We start from the raw sequence: 19,578 nt of genomic DNA, 5'->3' as shown, positions 1-19,578 counted from the left end.
GGAGGATAAAATGATTGATGTAACAGGAATTTGTGAAGCAATAAAAAGAGGCGAAGACGTCACCGACGCTGCAGCCGAAATAGAGCCGAAGATTAAACGGTTCTGTGAAATCCGTAACGACAACATCCTTGAAAAATGCGCAGAAATCCTGGACAGTGTGGATGCTTTGTATGATGTAAGCGCGAGTGTGAAACGCTACTGGAATACCATCTATCCCACCATTACCGATATAGAATACAAGTATCAGAAGCTGATCCGGTTTGTAAACACCTGTGAACAGCTTTTGGGAATGTCCCATACAGAAAGCGTCCATAAAATGAAAGAATGCGGCTGGACTGCCAGGGATATTATGGCGGCCTACATCCACAGCCGCGTTGCCGCCACACAGTTAAGGCTGTCGCCGGATGTGGCGGCAGAGGCCGCAAAAGAGGATTGGGATACCGCCCTACAGTTGTTGGAGGGAAAAGACTACGAGCAGTTATTCCCATTTTACCACACTTCCTATCAGATCTATCGTCACTTTGAGTGGATTGACTTCATGTACTGCTTTATGGAATATGCTGACCGGACATTTTTAGAGAAAAAGCATAAAAGCAAGCGGCTGTGCAAATATTGTGAAAAAGTACAGGAAAAGCTGGAACAGCGACCAACGGAGACAGAAGGTTCCAATAAAACGGCAGATTATCCCGATTTTGCTGTTTTTCAGAATATCACATTGCAGCAGGACCATGTAATACGTTCCGCTGGCAGGCAAAAGCTCTATAAGGGGAACGAGGAAAATCCTCATTACATCATGTCATTTCATCTGGCGGATAAAAAGAGCGGATGTGGCGCGGCCATCTGTTTTACGCCTCTGAATAAGGGACCAGAGTATTATGATACAACGGCAGAAGTGCAGGGCGTGTATTTTTATCGTTTTCATTATCTTTATCTTTCTGATTACATTCCTGAAAGCAGGCGGTGCGCGCCGGAAGAACTGCCGGAAGAATTTGTCAGACGGGCTTACCGCTCCTTTTCCATGCTGGCGGGAATGAAACAGACAGATAAAGGGAAGTAAAGCAGTCTGCCGGCCTTTGATAAAAGCAGAGAAAGTGAGGCACAGATGCTCAGAAGGAAATTTTATCCCAGCGGCGCCTTGAAAATGGAACTGAACGAGAGGAACGGAACGCTCCATGGAGCGGCAAGGCAGTATTATGAGAATGGGCAGCTTCAGATTGACATGAACTATGAGCACGGCATCCCCAATGGTCCCTATACAATGTACTATGAGGCGGGAAACCCGCAGATAGAAACAACCCTGAAAGAAGGAAAAGTTTTTGGAAAAGTACAGAGATACAAAGGGGACGGTACTCCTGTTGACGCTATGTATTTTGAGGAAGCAGCAGAATACATCCCTCCAGTGGTGGCTGATTTTCTGGTACCATGGGAGGTTTGTTTCCGAGTAGCAATCCGCTCCTCCCTCGGCCTTTTAATGACGGAAACGGCATGGTCGGAAGGATTTAACTATGAGCAGGACAGACAAAATCATTTTGTGCCAATCATCCAGCACCGGACCCCTGAACAGGCGGATACAGAACTTCAAAACGGGGACTATGCCCTGCGGGTTTCAGTGAACCGTTCTCCCTGGAGTGACCCCATTATTATATGTTCCGGCTGTTCACGGGAGAAAATTGGATTTGACCTTAGCAGGCTTGTCGCGGACAGTGTCCGGCAATTCCGTGAGGATTATCACGACACCCTGGAATACGCGGGCCTTTTACAGCAGGGATATGGATTTTCGATCACGCTGTCCTGACTGGTCATGGAGTAACGGTGGTCCGGGAGTCGGATTGGGGATTATTTAAAGTATGAAACATTTGGAGAAAGGATGGAATTCCATCGTATTTTGCAGGAAAGGATGTTTCAAAATTATGGGATGACAGCAATAATTCCCGGTTTCTATATATGTGCAATCCACCAACAGCAGAAGAAATATCAGAACTGAAAACAACGCTGGGGTATCAGCTGCCTGCTTCCTATCTTTGGCTGATGCGTCAGCACAACGGAGGTGCAATACATCGGCACGTATTCCCAACAGGGGAACCAACCGGCTGGGCCATCGACCATATCGCCGTTGGGGCGATTCTCGGCACAGGAAAAGAGGTTGCCGCCAAGGTAGACCATCCAGAGTATGGAAGTGCAATATCCGTCTGGAGCACATCTTTTGTCACCCAGTTCCGCAAGTATCCATCCATTGGCCTGATGATTGCAGAGCCGGTGGCAAGTGAAGCGGATATTTTCCTCGATTACCGGGAATGTGGGCCAACCGGAGAGCCAAAGGTTGTCTATGTGGATTCAGACTGGCACTTCCATATCACGCCTCTGGCTGATTCCTTTGAGAAATTTATATGCGGGTTAATCCCGGAAGAGGACTTTATCGGTGAACAGCCGGAAATAGAGTTAAAAGAAGGCCCGCCGGAAGACCGCACCGATGAAGTGGAGCTGCACCTCGCCGATGCGTACATCAAGGTTGGATTTTATAAAAAGGCCGTTTCCGTTTTGGAGGAACAACGGGAACGGCTTAGTTATAACCCTTTATATCACTATCATCTTGGACAGGCGCTCTGCTTTTTTGCGATTGAAAAGGCGTGCAGCAGGCGTCAGCGCATGAGGTGCCTGCACTAGGCGGAACAGGCCTTTTTGCGGGCAGAGGATATGGAACCACATTCGCGGCTTGCTGAGGACAGCCAGGAGTTTTTAATCCTTATCCGGCAGAAGTGTACTTAAAAAGGTCATTCCTGCCATTGGTATGCCCAGGAACGAATCCCGGTATATTAGACTGTACAGCTAAGGCTGACATGCGGGTAGTAAAAGCAATCGTTTGTATTTTACGAAAGGAGCAGGAGACACATGAAAAAACTTTTAGTGTTTGCGATATGTATTTGTCTATCTATACCAATGGTTTCATGCAGCAATAGAAGCAGTAACCAGGTCCAGGCTGCGCCAATTACGGAAATAACAGCCACAAGCACAAGTGAAACAGAAGGAAAAGAGGGTGAATATGAAATGCCGCAGGACGTAATTGACTTTGGACTTACCATTAACAATATATATTACCCCATCCCAAGCGCCCTGAAGCAGTTCCTTGATGATGGCTGGAGCGTCAGCAGTCAGACACCATATTTTCTGCAGCCAATGGTCAGTGAGGATTATTATAAAATGCGTGCTGACCTGTCATTATCTGAGGATGGCAAAGGAATCCGTGCAGGCGGTTCAATCATCCGGCTTTTAGAAAAAGACGGGGTGCTTCTGGAAGTCACAATCGCAAATCAATCAGACCCGGAGACGGATGACAGCTGCCAGAAGATTGAGGATGGGATTGTTGACGCTATAACTGTTTTTTATGACGAAGCTCATACAAGTATCCAGTTGAATAACATGGAATTAAACAGTATAACACCGGAATCTTTACTTGCGGCCTATACCGTGAGTGATGGCTGGACACATGCCCCATCCAACTATAGGGATTATCCGGAGTTTGGGATTGCGACTGACTACGAGATTACGAAACATTTTGATGATTGCAACCGATTGATTTCTATATATTTCAACCTGGAAAATAATGCTTTTAAAATAACTGCATTAAGTGAAGTTCCACCGAAACACGATTCTGAATAAGTAGTGCCGCCTGTGTTCAACAACCTACCTTCCGGGACTGGAAGGCCCTGCCCCACGGCGATGGAGACTTATTCACGGTTTGCTGAGACAGCCAGGTTTTAATCTTATCTGACAGGAGTGTACTTAAAAACATTCCTGCCACCTATAGACCCAGAGGCCACATGGTATATTAATATCAGCACAACTAAGGCTGGTCCTTCATCTGAGGGGCGGTAGCGCAATGGCTTCGGCTTCATGGATGCCACCAGCAATGAGTTTTTCCTTTCCAACCTTAAAAACTTCCATGGCGAGGAGCATCAGTTCCTGCACAAACAAATCCATATCTTTTTCTTCCAGGCTTTTCAGCAGGTTTAAGGTTGATTGGGAATCAAACCTGTAATCATAAGGCTTTATATCACTAAGTGGATAACCTAGATATTGAAAGTGCATCAGTCCAACCAGGATCTGTCTTAAAGCGGGTGATTGCGCTTTTTCGCTCAGCAGGCTGAAACAGATACCGAATGTCATGTAGTAATCTTTGGAATCATGTATATTTTGCAGCCACGATATTGTGTTTTGAATCGAACAGTCCCCGAGCGCAGGAAAAACAGAATAGGTTACATCTTTACAGATTACCAGAATAATCTGTGCGCTCTGCAGATATTGTATCAGGGCTTTTTTGAGATTGGGGGTGGTGAACTTGGATATTGACACCTGACTATCCAAACCTGCAAGTATACGTATTCCTCTTCCGGGGACGGTCTCTACGATTCCAATGTCGCCGAGAACTTTCACAGCGCGGCGGACTGTTATTAATGGCACGGAATATTGTTTCGCCAGGGAAGCAAATGATGGGAGGAATCCCTGGTTTCTGTACGAGAAATAGATTTTCCAGAGGAATTCCATTGCCAAATTAAAACTGACCAGCGGCCGTTCCGAAAAATAATTCCATTCATATGGGATGGGGTCTACTGGACAGTTAGGCTGGGGCAGAGATTCGTAATACAGGTGTACCCCTTCCATCTGTTTCTGATACAGGAGAAGCAGCAGTTCTTTTATCTTCCCGTAATCCGATTCCTTACATAGAGAAAGTATCTGTGAGGATGTTTTTTTAAAATAGGCCATACAATCATGGATATACGATTCATCCCTTAAGATCATGATTGTAGGATGTCCAAAAAAACAGGTGCTTAAATATAAGTTGATGAATAAAGGATTTTCCAGGACCTTCAGGATATAAAAGAAAAATTCAAAGAATGGATATTCGTTATCGGGCGACATCCGCCCCAAAATCTCATCGAGCTTTTCCAAATCATCATCACTGCACAATTTAAGTCCCAGCAGCATAGCCTCCGGCCAAATCAGCAGCATCGTATCACATAGGTCCAGGAGAGCATCTTTTGTGGCATAACTGTAAGCCCTGTACTTTGTCCGGCACTCCTCCTTATTCACATTATAAGTTACAATTGCGCTGCGTCCCTGGCTCAGGGAGATATAATTTTCTTCCTTTAGAAGTCTTAGAGCACCGTGGATTGTGGCTTTTGAAACATTAAAGGTTTTGCATAATTCAGGTATTGTAGGAAGGTTTGAGCCAGTGGGGTACAAGCCAAAATGAATACAGTTAATTAGATGTTTATAAGCAATATTGTATAAATTTATTTTATCCAAAGTTTCATTTCCTCCTAAAGCCAACGTTTTAATTTTATCACCTTTACACTAGAGCGTGTTTGAAAATTGCTTTCCGTCGGCTGTGCGTCCCACTTTGTGGGAGATTTGGTCCCGATGATGGAGGCGTAGCGGGCTACGCTGACTGAATCGGGGCCAAATATACCGCGAAGTGGGGCGTGCAGACGGCGGGAATGAATTTTCAAACACGCTCTAATATGGATACTACTATTTTCTTGAATCATTGTTGAAAATCGCGTGCACCTGATTGGTATTCAGATGCAAAAAGGTTACACACGAAGTGAGCGGCTTGATATCTCCATACTCATGCAGAACTTGCCCCGCTCCCATAATATCTGAAGGTTTAAGTGGTATTCCATTACAGATTAAGAAACATCAAAGCTTTTTGTACCATATCTTTTTTGAGAAATGGTGTAAAATAATTATAAATTAAAATAACCTTTTCTAAGTTTTCCCGTCTATATAGGTGAAGGGCCTTTTAAAAGCAATTAAATCAAACAGGAGGTATAAGAATTTGACGGATGAAGAAATTGTCAAGTTATATTGGGAGCGGGAGGAAACGGCGGTTTCTGCGTCCGAAAAACAGTACGGCAGATACTGCCGGTCCATTGCCCAGCACATTCTAGGCAGCCGCGAGGATTCCGATGAATGTGTCAACGATACATGGCTGCATGCATGGAATGCAATCCCGCCGCAGCGACCGAACAGGCTTTCCCTGTTCCTGGGCAGGATTACACGCAACCTGGCATTCGATAAGTATAAGTCGAACCGGGCGGGAAAGCGCGGAGGAGGAGAAATCATGCTGGTTTTAGAGGAACTGGATGAGTGCGTTCCTTCTGGGAACAATACGGAACAGGCGGTTCTTGACAAGGAGCTGGAAGAGGGGATCAACCGGTTCCTCCACTCACTTCCCGAGCGGGAGAGCAGTATTTTCTTGTCCCGATACTGGTATGGCAATCCCATAAAAATGATTGCCGGTCAATTTTCAATGGCAGAAAACAACGTGAAGGCCAGTTTGTTCCGGAGCCGGGCCAAACTGAAACAATATCTGGAAAAGGAAGGGATTTTATTATGAATGACAATAGGAAGAGTGAACGGATTTTTGAGGCAATCGGCCATGCCGATGAGGAACTGTTGGAGCGCTGTGAGAACCATAAAGAGAAACCTGCACGGAATATACTTTGGCTGAAATGGGGGGCCGCGGCCGCCTGTGTGTGTCTGCTGGCGGTGGGAGGAGTTACCTTTAAAAACTCACTGACAGGGGGCGGCAGCCCAACGATTATTTCCAGCGGCGACTCCGGGCTGGTATCAGGGATGTACGCTGCGCCGGAAAATGGGAAAACAATTTTTCAGACAGATGTACGGTCTGCCCTGGATGAAGGAACAAAAAATAATACACTTTATTTTGTCGCAATCAATCTCTTTCAGGATAAGGCGCCTCTGGAGTCTGGAAGTGATGCGGCCCAGGAGGAGCTGAACCGGCTAAAGGGCTGTGGTTATAAGGCCGGTTACGCCACCGCCTGGACCTACCAGGGTGAATGGGAAAAGGCTGACCTGCATTATTTAGCTGGATATTTTACAAAAGAGCAGCTTGAGGATTTTGAGGCCAGTCCCTCGTTTGGCTATTCGTTTTCTTTTGCCACCAATGGTGATGGTACCCCCGTTGATGCAGAACAAAGCCTCGCTCCGGAATTCCAGTAATGGTGATTGTAGAAAAATATGTTTCAATGAGTATATGAGACAGGCAGCTCTTTGCGGGCTGCCTGTCTCTGAATCTAACTGTATGATGCTTATAGGAGTATGATTTAAAGCAGAAGCTATCGTATGGCTGTTTGGGCTATTGTGGGGGAAAAATCTTTCCGTCCGATGATTTGATAAACTCAACGACAGCAGAAATCAGTCTGTCAATCTCGTCAAAATCCAGATTTTCCATGTTATTATCCTGTTTTGAATGAACGATATCAATAATATCATCCTCCCCCAGAATAATAGCCGTATGTCCGTGTTCCTGAAATATCTCATGGTCGCTGGTCCCAGTCACCTCGCCATCCGGATTGGCCGCATACATTACGTTTTTATATGGTATTCCATATTGATCCAAATAGGGTATGAATTCCCTGTACAGTTCCGCTGAGGTTTCATGCTCATTTTTCACCGCAAGCGGTTTGTCCCTGGCACCCACGCAGTCCAGGTTGATATTATAAAAATCACGGTACTTGTTTGAGAGTTCTTGATAAAATGCGCGGCTTCCTATCAGACCGTTTTCTTCCGCGTTATAAGCGGCGAATATGATATCAATCGGATATTCTTCCGGCTGAAATTCCTGTGAAAGCTTCTGGGCTGTTTTTAAAAGCACTGCGGTCCCTGAAGCGTTGTCCAGCACCCCCTTACTCAGGAAGGAATCCATATGGGCAGAGATGACCACGGCCTTTGTGCTGTTTTTCCCCTTTATTTTTCCAATGACATTTTCTATGGTCCCCTGGACATTCACCAGAAAATAGCGGGAGCATTTTAAATAATCGCTTTCAAAGCTCTGATAATAGTTCCCGTCATAAAATGGCTCCAATCCGATTCCATTGAAGTAATTCCGGATATATTGAACCGCGCTGGAATTATCCTTTGAACCTGCATAGCGGTTAGAAAAACCAGCCATATCCCGGATGATTTTTTCCGCGGTGAGCTGCTCGACATCCGTTCCTATCCCGGTATCCCTTTTTGTATTGGACTGATTATAGACCCTGGAATAAATGCCCTGATAGCCGATAAAACCGATACATAGTATCATGGATATCGTTATAAGAACCCGTTTGACTGCCTTCTTCATCAGAACCTCCCTTGAAATAAGTTAAGCCATAATTATTATGGCTGTGTTCTGAGAATATATACCATTCCTTATAAAAGCCTGAACCGTTCCTGTACGATGGGATATTTGCCGGGGCAGGCAGACTTACTGGCCTCCCCGTATCCATTCCACCCAGACAGAATAGTATTTCCCAAGGACATGGGAACCGTCTGATGAGTATTCCGCCGCAAGGTTTCCGGAGGCATCATCAAAGATGCCATTGACATCAATATAATAGCTCCCGGTAGCTGCCGCGATGTTTGCGATTTCCGAATTCAGCAGGTTGATTTTTTCATTATTATATAGGGAACTCTGGGAGGATTTTCCGCTTGTTACATGCAGATTGGCTTCCAAAATGATGACCGCCGAAGGCTGCAGTTCCTTTATCTTCTCCACCATACTCTGATATTTTGTTACAATGGATGAAAAATCATAGCCCAGCTCATTAATCCCCAGCATGATATAGATATTTTGATAGCTTTGGCTGGAAAGAAGCTCTTCCAACCCTGTCTTTGTTCCGTTTCTCAGTTTTACCTTCTCATCAAAAAGATTAAAGACGCTCATCCCCGAATTTGCAAATACTTCGGCCTCGCCAAAATCCCCGTATTCAGAAAGCCCGGCCGTCCTTGAATCCCCAATAAATAAGGTCCCTGAAAAATCATCTGCCGCCTCAGGCCATGCAGCCGTCCCATCATCGTTTGTTTCCTCCGGCATGGAGACTGTTCCCTCATTTCCTGTTTCCTCCGGCATGGGAGCCGCCTCTTCGGATGACGCTTCCCAACCTTCATACGAATCCTGCCTGGCCACCGTGGGTGCTGCAGGTGATTCTGCTTCCTGGTTATCGTTCTCCGGATATACCTGCAGGCGTTCCGTCTGGTTCGGATTCTGTTCAGCCCTGCCCGGAAGAAAGTATGTCAGGGCCATAATTACAATGCTGAGAAACAGAAAAATACTATAGCTGTAACGTTTCATACCCGAAATCTCCTTCTAAAACCGAAAATAAAGGAACGGATCATCCATCCCTATTTTCATGCAGTATACGCTGGCCCAGAAAACAAGAAGCAGAAGCAGCGCCGTGACAATATTGTACTCATGTTTTTTATATAGCTTCATCGGAAATCCGGTCATAAAAATAAGCCCCATAACTAGGGAAAGGGCATAAAGTGTCCCATATTTCAGATAATCACCCGCAAAATATGTAAAGGTTCCTGATGGTGTCAGGAATGGGAAGAGGCGCTTTAAGTAAACCACCATCTGGTTTAGGTCGGTAACAGCAAAAAGCAGCCAGCTGGTGGGAATGACCAGTATCATATATAAATGCCCAATGAGCGGCGCCCCTTCCAGCAGCCGGAGCAGACCAAGCTTTTCGATGGATATGATAACAAACAGCAGGAGTCCCCATAATATAAAGTTCCAGCTGGCTCCATGCCAGAAACCGGTTAAAAGCCATACAATGAGCATGTTGCGGCAGGTCCGGACCACGCCATGGCGGTTCCCGCCCAAGGGAATATAAATATATTCCCTGAACCAGCTGCCCAGGGTGATGTGCCACCGTCTCCAGAACTCCGTCATGGACAATGCCATATAGGGGTCATTGAAATTATCGGGAAGGCGAAACCCCATCATTTTCCCCAATCCTTTTGCCATCAGCGAATATCCATAAAAATCAAAGTAAATCTGCAGGCTGAACGCGGTAATCCCCATCCAGGCCAGCGGTGTGGAAATACTTTCAAATCCGATCCCTCCGACCTCACTCCACAGCCCGCCCAGCCTGTTTGCCAGGAGCACCTTAAATCCCAGACCAAGGGTAAACTCCCGCAGGCCATCCTCGATATTCTTAAAATTGTGCCGGCGTCCGGTAAGCTGGCCGCGGATGGAGGTATAGGTTACGATAGGTCCCGCAATTAATTGGGGAAACATGGAGATGTACATCCCGAAGTTAATCCATGATTTCTCGTAGGGAGCATCCTTCCTGTAGACATCCGCCAGATAGGAAATGGCCTGGAAGGTATAAAAGCTGATTCCGACTGGAAGCTGCCATTCGTTTACCGGAAGTGAAACATGGACTCCGGCATAATCCAGCAACCCATTGATATTAGCGGCAAAGAAAGCGGAGTATTTGAACAAAAACAGCCATGACAGATTATACACAATCCCACATGCCAGCCAATAGGTACGGACAGGTCCCCTTCTCCTGCGGCCGATCAGCGCCCCCAGCCTGTAGTTGACCAGAAGTGACAAAACAAAAAGGCCCATATAGGCCGGATGATCCATAACTCCATAAGAATAAAAGAAAAGACTGCCCGCCAGCAGGCATGTATTTTTCAGGCAGTAAGGACTTGCAAAATAGATAAGAAAAAATATAGGAAGGAATACGAAGATAAATGTTAAGCTGCTGAATACCATAAGTATATATATCCTTTGTTTGATTTTATATTAGTTAGACGTTTTACACAGGTAAAAGGTTGCAAATTTTTAAAATTATAAAAAATGTATTTCTATGCTGGCAGGAAAGTTCTCCGATTGACGGACTGCCGAAAAAAAGCCCGCTGAATGCGGGCAGGCAAACAGCGGGCGAGGATTGGATATATTTTTACCGTAATCCCTCCGGAAATTTTGAATCCATGGGAAGCTTCCTGTCTATTAGTGAGATAAGTATAGGATAAACAGGCCAAAAAAAACAAGCAGAACGGCATTTTACAATCTTTTACAATCGCAACAATTGATTTTCGGAGCCCAATAGTCAGAACCCCGCTTCATGGAATATGGCTGAGTGTCTGTCTGGCAGCTGATTCGGCTAGGCCCATAAGCCTTTTTAGGGAATCCGCGAATCCGTTGTTGTCCTCCTGTTCCAGGCTTTGAATCAAGAGTTCCGTATCGTGTTCTATCCGGGCCATGAGTTCCGGCTGGGAGTCAGCCTGCGCTTCCAAAAGCGGAAGGCAGAGCAGCAGAGCCTCATAGAATTTATCCCAGATATCCTTCATCGGCCGGCCATCGTTTCCGTCCAGGACAAGTCCCACGCCGGTCAAAAAAATGCAGAAGCCATCCCTTGTGGCCTGCTGCGCCTTCAGACACGCCAGGCATGCCTCGACCCGGCACCTGTCCCCTGGGAAAAACCGGCCTAAGAGCCAATCCATGGAAATGGATAGAATCTGTAATGCCTGCAGGAACGTCGAGAGAATTTTCTGCACAGGCTTTTTTTCAGGACGGACCGCCTCCAGGGTTGGGACCGTCACCCAGGCGCCTAACCCCTGGCTGGAGGAAACCACGCCCAGACAGCCCAGCAGATCCATGACCCGCCGGATGGTGCTGAAGGAGACCCCATAGCCGTCGGCCAGTGTCCTGTAAGAGGGAAGCATATCAGCGATTTTATATTCGCTCTTGATGTAAACCCGCCCGATTAAGTGGGCGGCCACGGAATAACATTTTTGAGTGTGCTCCTGATAGACGCGCCACTGGAACGTGACTGGTTCGGGTCTGGGCCGCTCCTGCCTTGAACGCCCGATAAACTCACACAGTACCTCGTTGAGCAGACAGATGATCTGCATGAGCGCCTGTTCGAGGCCATCCCTGTCCTCCTGCTCACAGGCCGATATCAGTTTCTGGGTAAGGGCGCGGTGTTTCTGTTCCGCATCCGGCAGCGGAATCCGTTTCGCCAGTGTGTGCGGGAACTGGTGGAAGAGGGTCAGCTCATAGAACAGGTCAAGAAGCAGACGGTTTTTGAGCATCAGCAGCATCTGGCGGCAGCAGTAGAACGAGATATAGAGGGAATCCCATGATATCTCTTCCGCCAGCTCTTTAATCACGAGCATATCTTTCGCCTGGAGACGCCTGCCGCCCTCGTGCAGCAGGGGCTCCATAATCAGATGGAGGTTTTCTTTCAGGCACAGGATTGACTCTTCGCGGGCCAGGTAGTAGTCCTGTAGTTTCTGATAGCACACCTCCATTGGCGCATCATATTCCACAACCGTATACTTCCCCCAACTGATTCTGATATAGCCTTCCTCCTGCAGCCTCAGATATGCATTGCGCACCGTCTGGAGGGCGGCGTGGTATACGCCGCAAAGCATGTCGAGAGAAGGCAGGCGGTCCCCCTTCTGGAAGTATCCAAATTCAATCTGGTACTTGAAAAACTGGTAGATTAGGCTTGCTCTCCCCTGTTTCACCTTATACCCCCTTTGTGTCGATGATTATAGGATGAATTATAACATACCTGGTCATGCAAATCTATTGGAGACTTATAAAATCTTAACCTACACTTATAATGGCACACAGAATTTTCTAAAGGATAGGGTCAGTTTTCCGTTTTATGGAAAGAAACAAAAAAGCTAAAAAAGTTTATATTTTCAAAAATCCTTCTTGATAGTTAATAACATATAGTGATTAGCCGGTTTGTATAAAGATAGGATTAAACATTGCCAATTGCTCTTGCCGTTTTATAAAATGATGGTATAACTAAACAAAAAAAAGGAGGGTCTTGTTTATGAAGACCATAGGATTTATAAACAGCCATAAGGAAAATGAAAACAGGATAGCACTTCTGCCATGCCACATGAAGGAACTGGGAGATGCTGCCGGATATCTGTTCTTTGAACAGGGCTATGGGAGTAGACTGGGAATATCCGACCAGGAATACGGAAAAATGGGAGCGTCCATCGCGCCCAGGGAAGAAATCCTCCAGAAATGTGATATTATCTGTGACCCCAAGGCAGGGGACGCGGAGTATCTGGGGGAACTTAGGGAAGGCGCCACGATTTTCGGGTGGGTCCATCCCCATGTGGACCCTGATATGAAGAAACTTCTGCTGGAGAGGAAGCTTAAGGTATATGCATGGGAGGAAATGCTGGAAAATAACACCCAGATTTTTTACAGGAACAATATCCTCGCGGGCGAGGCATCGGTCATCCATGGCTGTTTAACCTATGGCATATTAATGGAAGGAAAGAAGGCGGCCGTGCTGGGACGCGGCAACACGGCTATGGGGGCCTATAAGACGCTTGCCTCCAATGCCGCGCTGACCACTGTATATGGACGAAGGCAGGAACAGCAGTTTAAAAAGGAGATGGGACAGTTTGATATCATAGTGAACGCCGTGCTGTGGGACCCGGGGCGCAGGGACCATATCATATTCAGGGAGGATCTGAGACATTTAAAAAGTGGCGCGCTGCTGATTGATGTAAGCTGTGACGAGCACGGTGCCATCGAGACTTCCCACCCAACGGCTGTGGAGGCCCCTCTCTACATGGAAGAGGGAATTGCGCATTACTGCCTGGATCATTCCCCAAGCCTGTTTTACAGAAGCGCATCGGAGTTCATCAGCGAAAAGGTATCACTTTTCATCAAACCGCTGGTGCTGGAAACAGAGGACAGCGTGCTGGAGGGCTGCCGGGTGATTGACGGCGGGAAGATGATTCTGGAAGAGAGCTGCCGATAGGCGCGGCGGGCTGTGCAGAGTGATTTTATAGAGTGAATGAAAGGTGGGTTACGTGATGGAGGCAACTGCGATTTCTTTAATTCCTCCCCTGATTGTCATATTACTGGTGATTGCTACAAGAAGGGTGGTCATTTCCATATCGGCCGGCATTATTGCCAGCGCGCTTATATTATGCAATTTCCAACCGGGTGAGATGGTTGAGGCCGTCATGGGTTCAGCTGCGCGGATTTTCTATGCGGAGGGGAACTGGAATTTTGACAATGTGCTGCTGGTGCTTTTTATCCTCGGCCTTGGGATGCTGACAGCATTCATTGACAAAAACGGCGGGACCATTGGTTTTGCAAGGTGGGCCCAGAAACGGGTTAAGAACGCGGCCATGGCCCAGCTTCTGGCGGTTGTGCTGGGAATCATCATATTCATAGATGACTATTTTAACGCTTTGACCGTGGGCGAGGTTTCCAGAAGCCTGACAGACCGCTACAAGGTCTCCAGGGAAAAACTGGCGTATATCATTGACTCCACCAGCGCGCCTGTGTGCTCCATCTGTCCGCTGTCCAGCTGGGGGGCATATATCATTGCCCTGTTTGCCATCATACTGCCGGGGACGGCGGCACCGTTAAACCAGTTCATAGAGACAATCCCCTATAATTTCTATGCTATTTTTTCATTGGCCGTGGTGTTCCTCAGCGCTGTATGGAATATCAACCTGGGCAGGATGAATGATGTAGCGTCCATCAAGGCAGATGATGTACCGCCTGACGACACCCATAAAACGCATGCCTCCGACCTGATCATGCCCATCAGCATCCTGGTGGTGGTAAGTGTGGGGACCATGTACATGACGGGACGCATCTTTTCGGGTTCTTGGGATATATTTGAGATACTCCAGCATGCCTCCACCTATCTGTCACTGTGCGCGGGCTGCATTGCCGGTCTTGGGTGGGCGGTATACCGGTACTGGCATTTCCATGGAAATGAACTGTTTGCCACTGCTTTTTCCGGCATGAAAAAGGTGGCGGGAGCGACCACCGCCCTGCTCTTTGCATGGGTGCTGATTGATATGATCGGGATGCTCCAGCCAGGAGCGTTCCTGTCCGGGCTTCTGGTCCAGTACAATATATCTTCCCAGCTCCTGCCATGCCTCCTCTTTGTATTTTCCGCAGTCATGGCGCTGGCAACCGGCTTTTCCTGGGGCGTGTTCGGAATCATGCTTCCCATCAGCGTACAGATGGCTTCCGCCCTGGGCATGGGGGACGCAATGCTTTACTGCTGCCTCGGGGCTGTGCTTTCAGGCTCTGTCTTCGGGGACCACTGTTCCCCTATATCGGATACAACCATACTGTCAAGCACAGGCGCCCAGTGTGTCCACATCGACCATGTGGTATCCCAGCTGCCTTATGCCTTATTCTCAGCTGCGGTAGCTGCGGCCGGTTTCCTGGTAATCGGATATACAGGCAGCATTGGGGCGGCCTTCGCAGCACAGATGGGTATCCTATGTGCCGTTACATGCCTGATCCTGACCAGACGTAAGCATAAGAGCAGACCTATGGTGGCTGCCGCCAGCTCAGCCGTGGATCTGTAGCCAGATAAAAACCTTTAGGAAGCAGGAGAAAAGCGTAAAATGGACAAAACCCAGCTCCGGGCCCTGCTTTCGGAACGTAAGAACAGGGCCGTCCGGGACATTTGAAACAAAATGAATGCCGTGGATATTGAATGCTATAGCAGGCAGGCTACATATTACATAAGTAAAGGGACCTCAGCTCAGCGTATGCTGTTCTGAGGTTTTTGCTGACTCAAAATAAACACATTGAATTTTCCAGGTTCCTGCATTATAATCAAGAGTATCATATATGAGCAAAGTAGACTATATTTAGGGGACCGAGGAGATGCGCGAAATCCTTAAACGCATTGGGATAAACCTATCCCGGCTCAAAACCGACGACATGACTGTGGCTGAGAATTTGCCTCTGCACTTCAAGTGTGGAGTGGGCTGAGACGTTGAAAAAAGAACAGATTCCAGGGGGAAACAACAAGATGATACATGAAGGTACCGCGACGAAGGCGGTAAAAACATTTTTTAACGCGTGCCTCGTTAAACGGGATGTGGAGGATTCGCTTGCGTGCCTCGCAGAAGAGGTTCAGTGGGTCGGAACGGGCAGGTCTGAGATGGCCAAGGGGCGGGCGCAGGCTGGGCAGGTTCTGCGGGCGCAGCTTCCACAGATGACAGCCGCGTTCCGGATTCAATTTGAAAGCATCCAGGAAACTGTGGTGTCAGATACCTGTGAGGTGGTCCTGCTTACCATGTCCGTATCCCCACAGGCAAAGGACATCGACGCAATCTGTTTACAGGTAACCGCCACATGTGTGGAAAGCCAGGAGGGGCTGTGCCGGATTGTCTCACTCCATACCTCCGCGCCAGGGGGCCAGTACGATGAGGGTGGTTTTTTTACGGCTTTTTCGCCGGAGTATGCTGAACTGGAACAGCAGATAGGCCAGAAGGCACTGGATATCCTGGGAAAAAATATCCCAGGGGGCATGATGGGCGGCTACTTGGAACCAGATTACCCCCTCTATTATGTGAATGATTACATGCTATCCTATCTCGGCTTTACTTATGAGGAGTTTATATCCGCGATTGGCGGGAAGGTCATCAACTGCATCCATCCGGATGACCGGGCGCAGGTGGATATGCTTGTCGCAAAGGCTTTCCAAGCTGGCAGTACCTATGAGGTACAGTACCGGATGCTGAAAAAGGATGGCAGCTACATCTGGGTCAACGATGTTGGCAAAAAAACGTCATCCAGGGACGGGCGGGCGGTCTGCATCAGCGTCATCCGGGACATCACGGCAGAAAAGAAGGCCCATGAACATCTAACACGACAGGCAGAGCGGTATGACCGCCTGTTCCAGTCCATGCTGTGCGGCATCGCCCAATACCGTATCAACGGACGGCAGGTAACGTTCAAGAATGCAAACCGGGAGTGTATCCATATCTTCGGTTACACGGCGGAGGAGTTCTGGGCCAAACAGGATTGGGACATGGCAGAATTGACCGCGGCGGAAGACCGTGAACGTGTGCTGAAAAGCATCAGCCGCCTGTGCAGTCCCGGTGACAGGGAAGCTTTTGAGTACCGTGTGATTCAAAAGGATGGAAGTCCCTGCTGGATCATCGGGAGCGCGGAAGTGATTGTGGACCTGGATGGGGAACAGCTGATTCAAAGCGTCTTTCTCGACATCAACGAGCGGAAAAATGTGGAGTTTTACAATGAGCAGCTGGCAGATCAGGTGGAGGCCAGCAACGAGATCCTGCACCTGGCGTTGGAACATACCACCACCTGCGAGTTCTTCTATTACCCTGGGACCAGCTCCTGTATGGTGCCTGAACGCACCTGTTCCATCTATCACTGCAAATCCCACTATGCGCGGATGCCGGAGGACTTCGCAGAAGAACATGTAGACGAGGCATACCGCCCATCCTTCTACGAATCATATGAACGCATAAACCGGGGAGAACACACCACTGCCTGCGAGTTCTGCAGCCTGGATGGCAGCCAGTGGTGCCGCCAGACACTGTCCATCATCCGCCGTGATGAGGCAGGTGTCCCCCAGCTGGTCATCGGCATCGTGGAAGACATCACCCATCAGAAGGAGATAGAGCAGGCGCTGGATGATGCCCGGTCCCGTGACAGCCTGACCGGACTATATAAAAGGGAATATGGTGTCCGTCTGGTACAGGAGTATCTGGATAACCGGCCCGCGGGCGAGCACGCGGTGTTGATGCTGCTGGATATGGACGACTTCGAGGCGGTCAACCAGAAGGAGGGCCATATCTTTGCCGATGCAGTGCTTCAGGAGGTGGCCGACCTCCTGCGGGCGGAGACAGGGCCGGACCATATCCAGGTGCGGCTGGGCGGCGATGAATTCATGCTCCTTATCAAGAACTCCGATAAAGCCCATGCCACCATCATCGGTCCCCGTATCGCGGACCAGGTCCGGGGTATCCTGGCAGATATGGCCCGGGAGGTCCATATCTCCGTCAGCATCGGCATGTGCAGTACCGAGGTGACGCAGGATTATAACGGGCTTTACCGCTGTGCTGAGAGTACCCTCAAGTACGTCAAGGAGCATGGAAAGGGGCAGGCCGCCTGCTATCTGGACACCTCCAATGCGGTGGGCATGTTCCTGACCCAGATTTACACCGGGGAACATCCGGTCAATGAGATTGAGACCGTGAGCCCGCTTGCAGGCGGCGACCTGATTTCCTTTGCTTTGGATCTGCTGGGCAAGTCCAAGAACCTGGATGACGCGGTCAGCCTGTTACTGGCCCGTATCGGAAACGCCTGTAAATTCGACCGGGTTTCCATCATCGAGGCTGACCGGGCCTATCTCACGTACCATTTTGCCTACCAGTGGGCGCGCAGCCGCACGCTGTTGCAGCTGGGACAGGATTTCTACGTTTCGGATGAAGATTTTGAACTATGCTCGGCGATGTATGATGAGGACGGCCTGGCCGATCATAATCTGAGGGATGGGATTTCCGACATTGCCTCCTGCCTTCACGCCGGCATATGGGACTATGGTGAGTACGTCGGCTCTATCAGCTTTGAGGTCGATGTGCCGGGGTACCAGTGGACGCCGAAGCACCGCAAGTTCCTCCAGGAGCTGGTGCGGCTTGTGCCTTCCTTTATCATGAAGTCCAAGGCCGACGCGGTGAGCCAGGCCAAGACAGACTTCCTGTCCCGGATGTCCCATGAAATCCGCACACCGATGAACGCAATCAGTGGGATGACGACCATTGCCAAGAGCGTTGTACAGGATCCTGTCAAGGCACTCGACTGCCTGGAAAAGATTGAGTCGTCCAACCAGTACCTGCTGGGTCTGGTCAACGACATCCTGGATATGTCCCGTATCGAGAGCGGGAAGCTGGAACTGAATTACGGACCACTGGACTTAACGCAGCTTCTGGCCAGCCTGGAATCCCTGTTCCATGCACAGGCCCTTGAGAAAGGACTGACCTTAAGCGTAAGGGATGGACGTACAAAAAAGCAGCCGCTCCAGGCAGACGGCCTCCGTCTCAACCAGGTATTGGTAAACATCATTGGGAACGCGGTCAAGTTCACAGATTCCGGCAGTATCACCATATGTGTTGAAGAGCTGGAAACAGACCCCCGGGCCGTCCTGCGATATTCCGTTACAGACACCGGCGTCGGCATCGACTCTGCCGCGCAGCGGCGCATCTTCAACCCCTTTGAACAGGCTGAGGCAGGCACCGCTTCCCGGCGTGGCGGTACGGGACTCGGCCTGTCCATTTCCTTCCGGCTGGTCCAGATAATGGGCGGAAATCTCGAAGTCCGCAGCCAGCCCGGCAAGGGCTCCACGTTCTTCTTTACGCTGTCATTTGACTATGCCGCAGAGACTGGCGGCACGGAGATGGAGACGGCCCTGCCTGTTCCAATACCGGATTTTAACGGTCGGGATATCCTGCTGGCGGAAGATAATGAGCTCAACCAGGAGATTGCCCGGACCATACTGGAGATGCACGGTTTCACCGTAACCTGTGCCGCCAATGGCCGGGAGGCGGTGGACCTGTTCTGCTCCGGGGATCCTGGCCGGTTTGACGCAATCCTCATGGACATACGGATGCCGGTCATGGACGGCCTGGAAGCGACCCGGCTCATCCGAACCTCTGGCCGGGCAGACGCACGCGCCATCCCCATTATCGCCCTCTCGGCCAATGCATTCGATGAGGACTCCAAGAAGTCCATGGCCAGCGGCATGAACGGCCACCTTTCCAAGCCCATTGAGGTGGATAAGCTGCTCCAGGTACTGAAGAAGTACATAGCATAATTGGGTAATCAGGGAACTGGTGTTGGCAGACATGCAGGAGGACCGGCTTCCAATTCTTTGGACTTGCGGCCTTCCTCGTGGCCAGCTGCCAGTTCATAATACTGAACCATATCTTATCCGTTTAAAACAGGGA

General features: G+C 49.0%; 14 protein-coding genes and 2 pseudogenes. 10 read left to right on the top strand and 6 right to left on the bottom strand.

The genetic code is table 11. From position 1 onward, the window contains the following. The first annotated feature begins 10 nt into the window (after nucleotides 1–10). From LK536_RS33265 to LK536_RS33250, 4 genes are all read left to right on the top strand, one after another. On the top strand, nucleotides 11–1,057 hold the full coding sequence (locus LK536_RS33265; RefSeq protein ID WP_227795112.1) for a hypothetical protein: 1,047 nt from the start codon (nucleotides 11–13) through the stop codon (nucleotides 1,055–1,057). A 45-nt stretch (nucleotides 1,058–1,102) separates the two neighbouring features. Continuing rightward, nucleotides 1,103–1,795 carry a toxin-antitoxin system YwqK family antitoxin gene (locus tag LK536_RS33260; RefSeq protein WP_227795111.1) on the top strand — a complete coding sequence of 231 codons (693 nt, stop codon included), beginning with the start codon at nucleotides 1,103–1,105 and terminating at the stop codon, nucleotides 1,793–1,795. A 149-nt stretch (nucleotides 1,796–1,944) separates the two neighbouring features. Next, nucleotides 1,945–2,664 (top strand): SMI1/KNR4 family protein, encoded by a 720-nt coding sequence (locus tag LK536_RS33255; protein WP_227795110.1) that lies wholly within the window; start codon nucleotides 1,945–1,947, stop codon nucleotides 2,662–2,664. 225 nt (nucleotides 2,665–2,889) lie between these two features. After that, nucleotides 2,890–3,657, top strand: coding sequence for a hypothetical protein (locus LK536_RS33250; protein WP_227795109.1), 768 nt, complete (start codon nucleotides 2,890–2,892; stop codon nucleotides 3,655–3,657). A gap of 198 nt (nucleotides 3,658–3,855) precedes the next feature. On the opposite strand, the gene LK536_RS33245 is transcribed toward LK536_RS33250, so the two are convergent. Beyond that, nucleotides 3,856–5,304, bottom strand: a complete 1,449-nt coding sequence (locus tag LK536_RS33245) for a GntR family transcriptional regulator (protein WP_227795108.1) — start codon at nucleotides 5,302–5,304, stop codon at nucleotides 3,856–3,858. A gap of 14 nt (nucleotides 5,305–5,318) precedes the next feature. Continuing rightward, nucleotides 5,319–5,447: pseudogene (locus LK536_RS33240) on the bottom strand (DUF6783 domain-containing protein); the annotation flags it as partial. Between LK536_RS33240 and LK536_RS33235 the strand changes: the two are divergent. From LK536_RS33235 to LK536_RS33225, 3 genes and pseudogenes are all read left to right on the top strand, one after another. After that, nucleotides 5,424–5,552: pseudogene (locus tag LK536_RS33235) on the top strand (DUF6783 domain-containing protein); the annotation flags it as partial. The pseudogenes LK536_RS33240 and LK536_RS33235 overlap by 24 nt on opposite strands. Nucleotides 5,553–5,836: 284 nt before the next feature. Further along, a complete protein-coding gene (locus LK536_RS33230) occupies nucleotides 5,837–6,397 on the top strand; it encodes an RNA polymerase sigma factor (RefSeq protein WP_227795107.1) in 561 nt (186 codons plus the stop codon). Further along, a complete protein-coding gene (locus LK536_RS33225; RefSeq protein ID WP_227795106.1) occupies nucleotides 6,394–7,023 on the top strand; it encodes a hypothetical protein in 630 nt (209 codons plus the stop codon). Before LK536_RS33230 ends, LK536_RS33225 begins: the two co-directional genes overlap by 4 nt. 136 nt (nucleotides 7,024–7,159) lie before the next feature. On the opposite strand, the gene LK536_RS33220 is transcribed toward LK536_RS33225, so the two are convergent. The 4 genes from LK536_RS33220 to LK536_RS33205 form a co-directional block, all read right to left on the bottom strand. Further along, nucleotides 7,160–8,146 (bottom strand): M28 family metallopeptidase, encoded by a 987-nt coding sequence (locus LK536_RS33220; RefSeq protein WP_227795105.1) that lies wholly within the window; start codon nucleotides 8,144–8,146, stop codon nucleotides 7,160–7,162. 123 nt (nucleotides 8,147–8,269) lie between these two features. Next, entirely contained in the window at nucleotides 8,270–9,136 is an 867-nt protein-coding gene (locus tag LK536_RS33215; RefSeq protein WP_227795104.1) for a GDSL-type esterase/lipase family protein, read from the bottom strand. Nucleotides 9,137–9,151: 15 nt separating this feature from the next. Then, complete coding sequence (locus LK536_RS33210; RefSeq protein WP_506092070.1) at nucleotides 9,152–10,420, bottom strand: MBOAT family O-acyltransferase; 1,269 nt, start codon at nucleotides 10,418–10,420, stop codon at nucleotides 9,152–9,154. 500 nt (nucleotides 10,421–10,920) lie between these two features. Then, nucleotides 10,921–12,330, bottom strand: a complete 1,410-nt coding sequence (locus tag LK536_RS33205) for a GntR family transcriptional regulator (protein WP_227795102.1) — start codon at nucleotides 12,328–12,330, stop codon at nucleotides 10,921–10,923. 317 nt (nucleotides 12,331–12,647) lie between these two features. Here LK536_RS33205 and LK536_RS33200 point away from each other — a divergent pair, with 317 nt between their 5' ends. The 3 genes from LK536_RS33200 (at nucleotide 12,648) to LK536_RS33190 (ending at nucleotide 19,445) form a co-directional block, all read left to right on the top strand. Next, nucleotides 12,648–13,598 (top strand): N(5)-(carboxyethyl)ornithine synthase, encoded by a 951-nt coding sequence (locus LK536_RS33200; protein WP_227795101.1) that lies wholly within the window; start codon nucleotides 12,648–12,650, stop codon nucleotides 13,596–13,598. Nucleotides 13,599–13,653: 55 nt separating this feature from the next. Continuing rightward, a complete protein-coding gene (locus LK536_RS33195; protein ID WP_227795176.1) occupies nucleotides 13,654–15,180 on the top strand; it encodes a Na+/H+ antiporter NhaC family protein in 1,527 nt (508 codons plus the stop codon). 452 nt (nucleotides 15,181–15,632) lie between these two features. Further along, nucleotides 15,633–19,445: a PAS domain-containing protein gene (locus LK536_RS33190; RefSeq protein ID WP_227795100.1), complete on the top strand. Its 3,813-nt coding sequence runs from the start codon at nucleotides 15,633–15,635 to the stop codon at nucleotides 19,443–19,445. The last annotated feature ends 133 nt before the right edge of the window (nucleotides 19,446–19,578 follow it).

Source organism: Clostridium pacaense (assembly GCF_020709765.2).
Lineage (GTDB): Bacteria > Bacillota > Clostridia > Lachnospirales > Lachnospiraceae > Enterocloster > Enterocloster hominis.
This window is presented reverse-complemented; position numbering and strand designations above follow the sequence as displayed.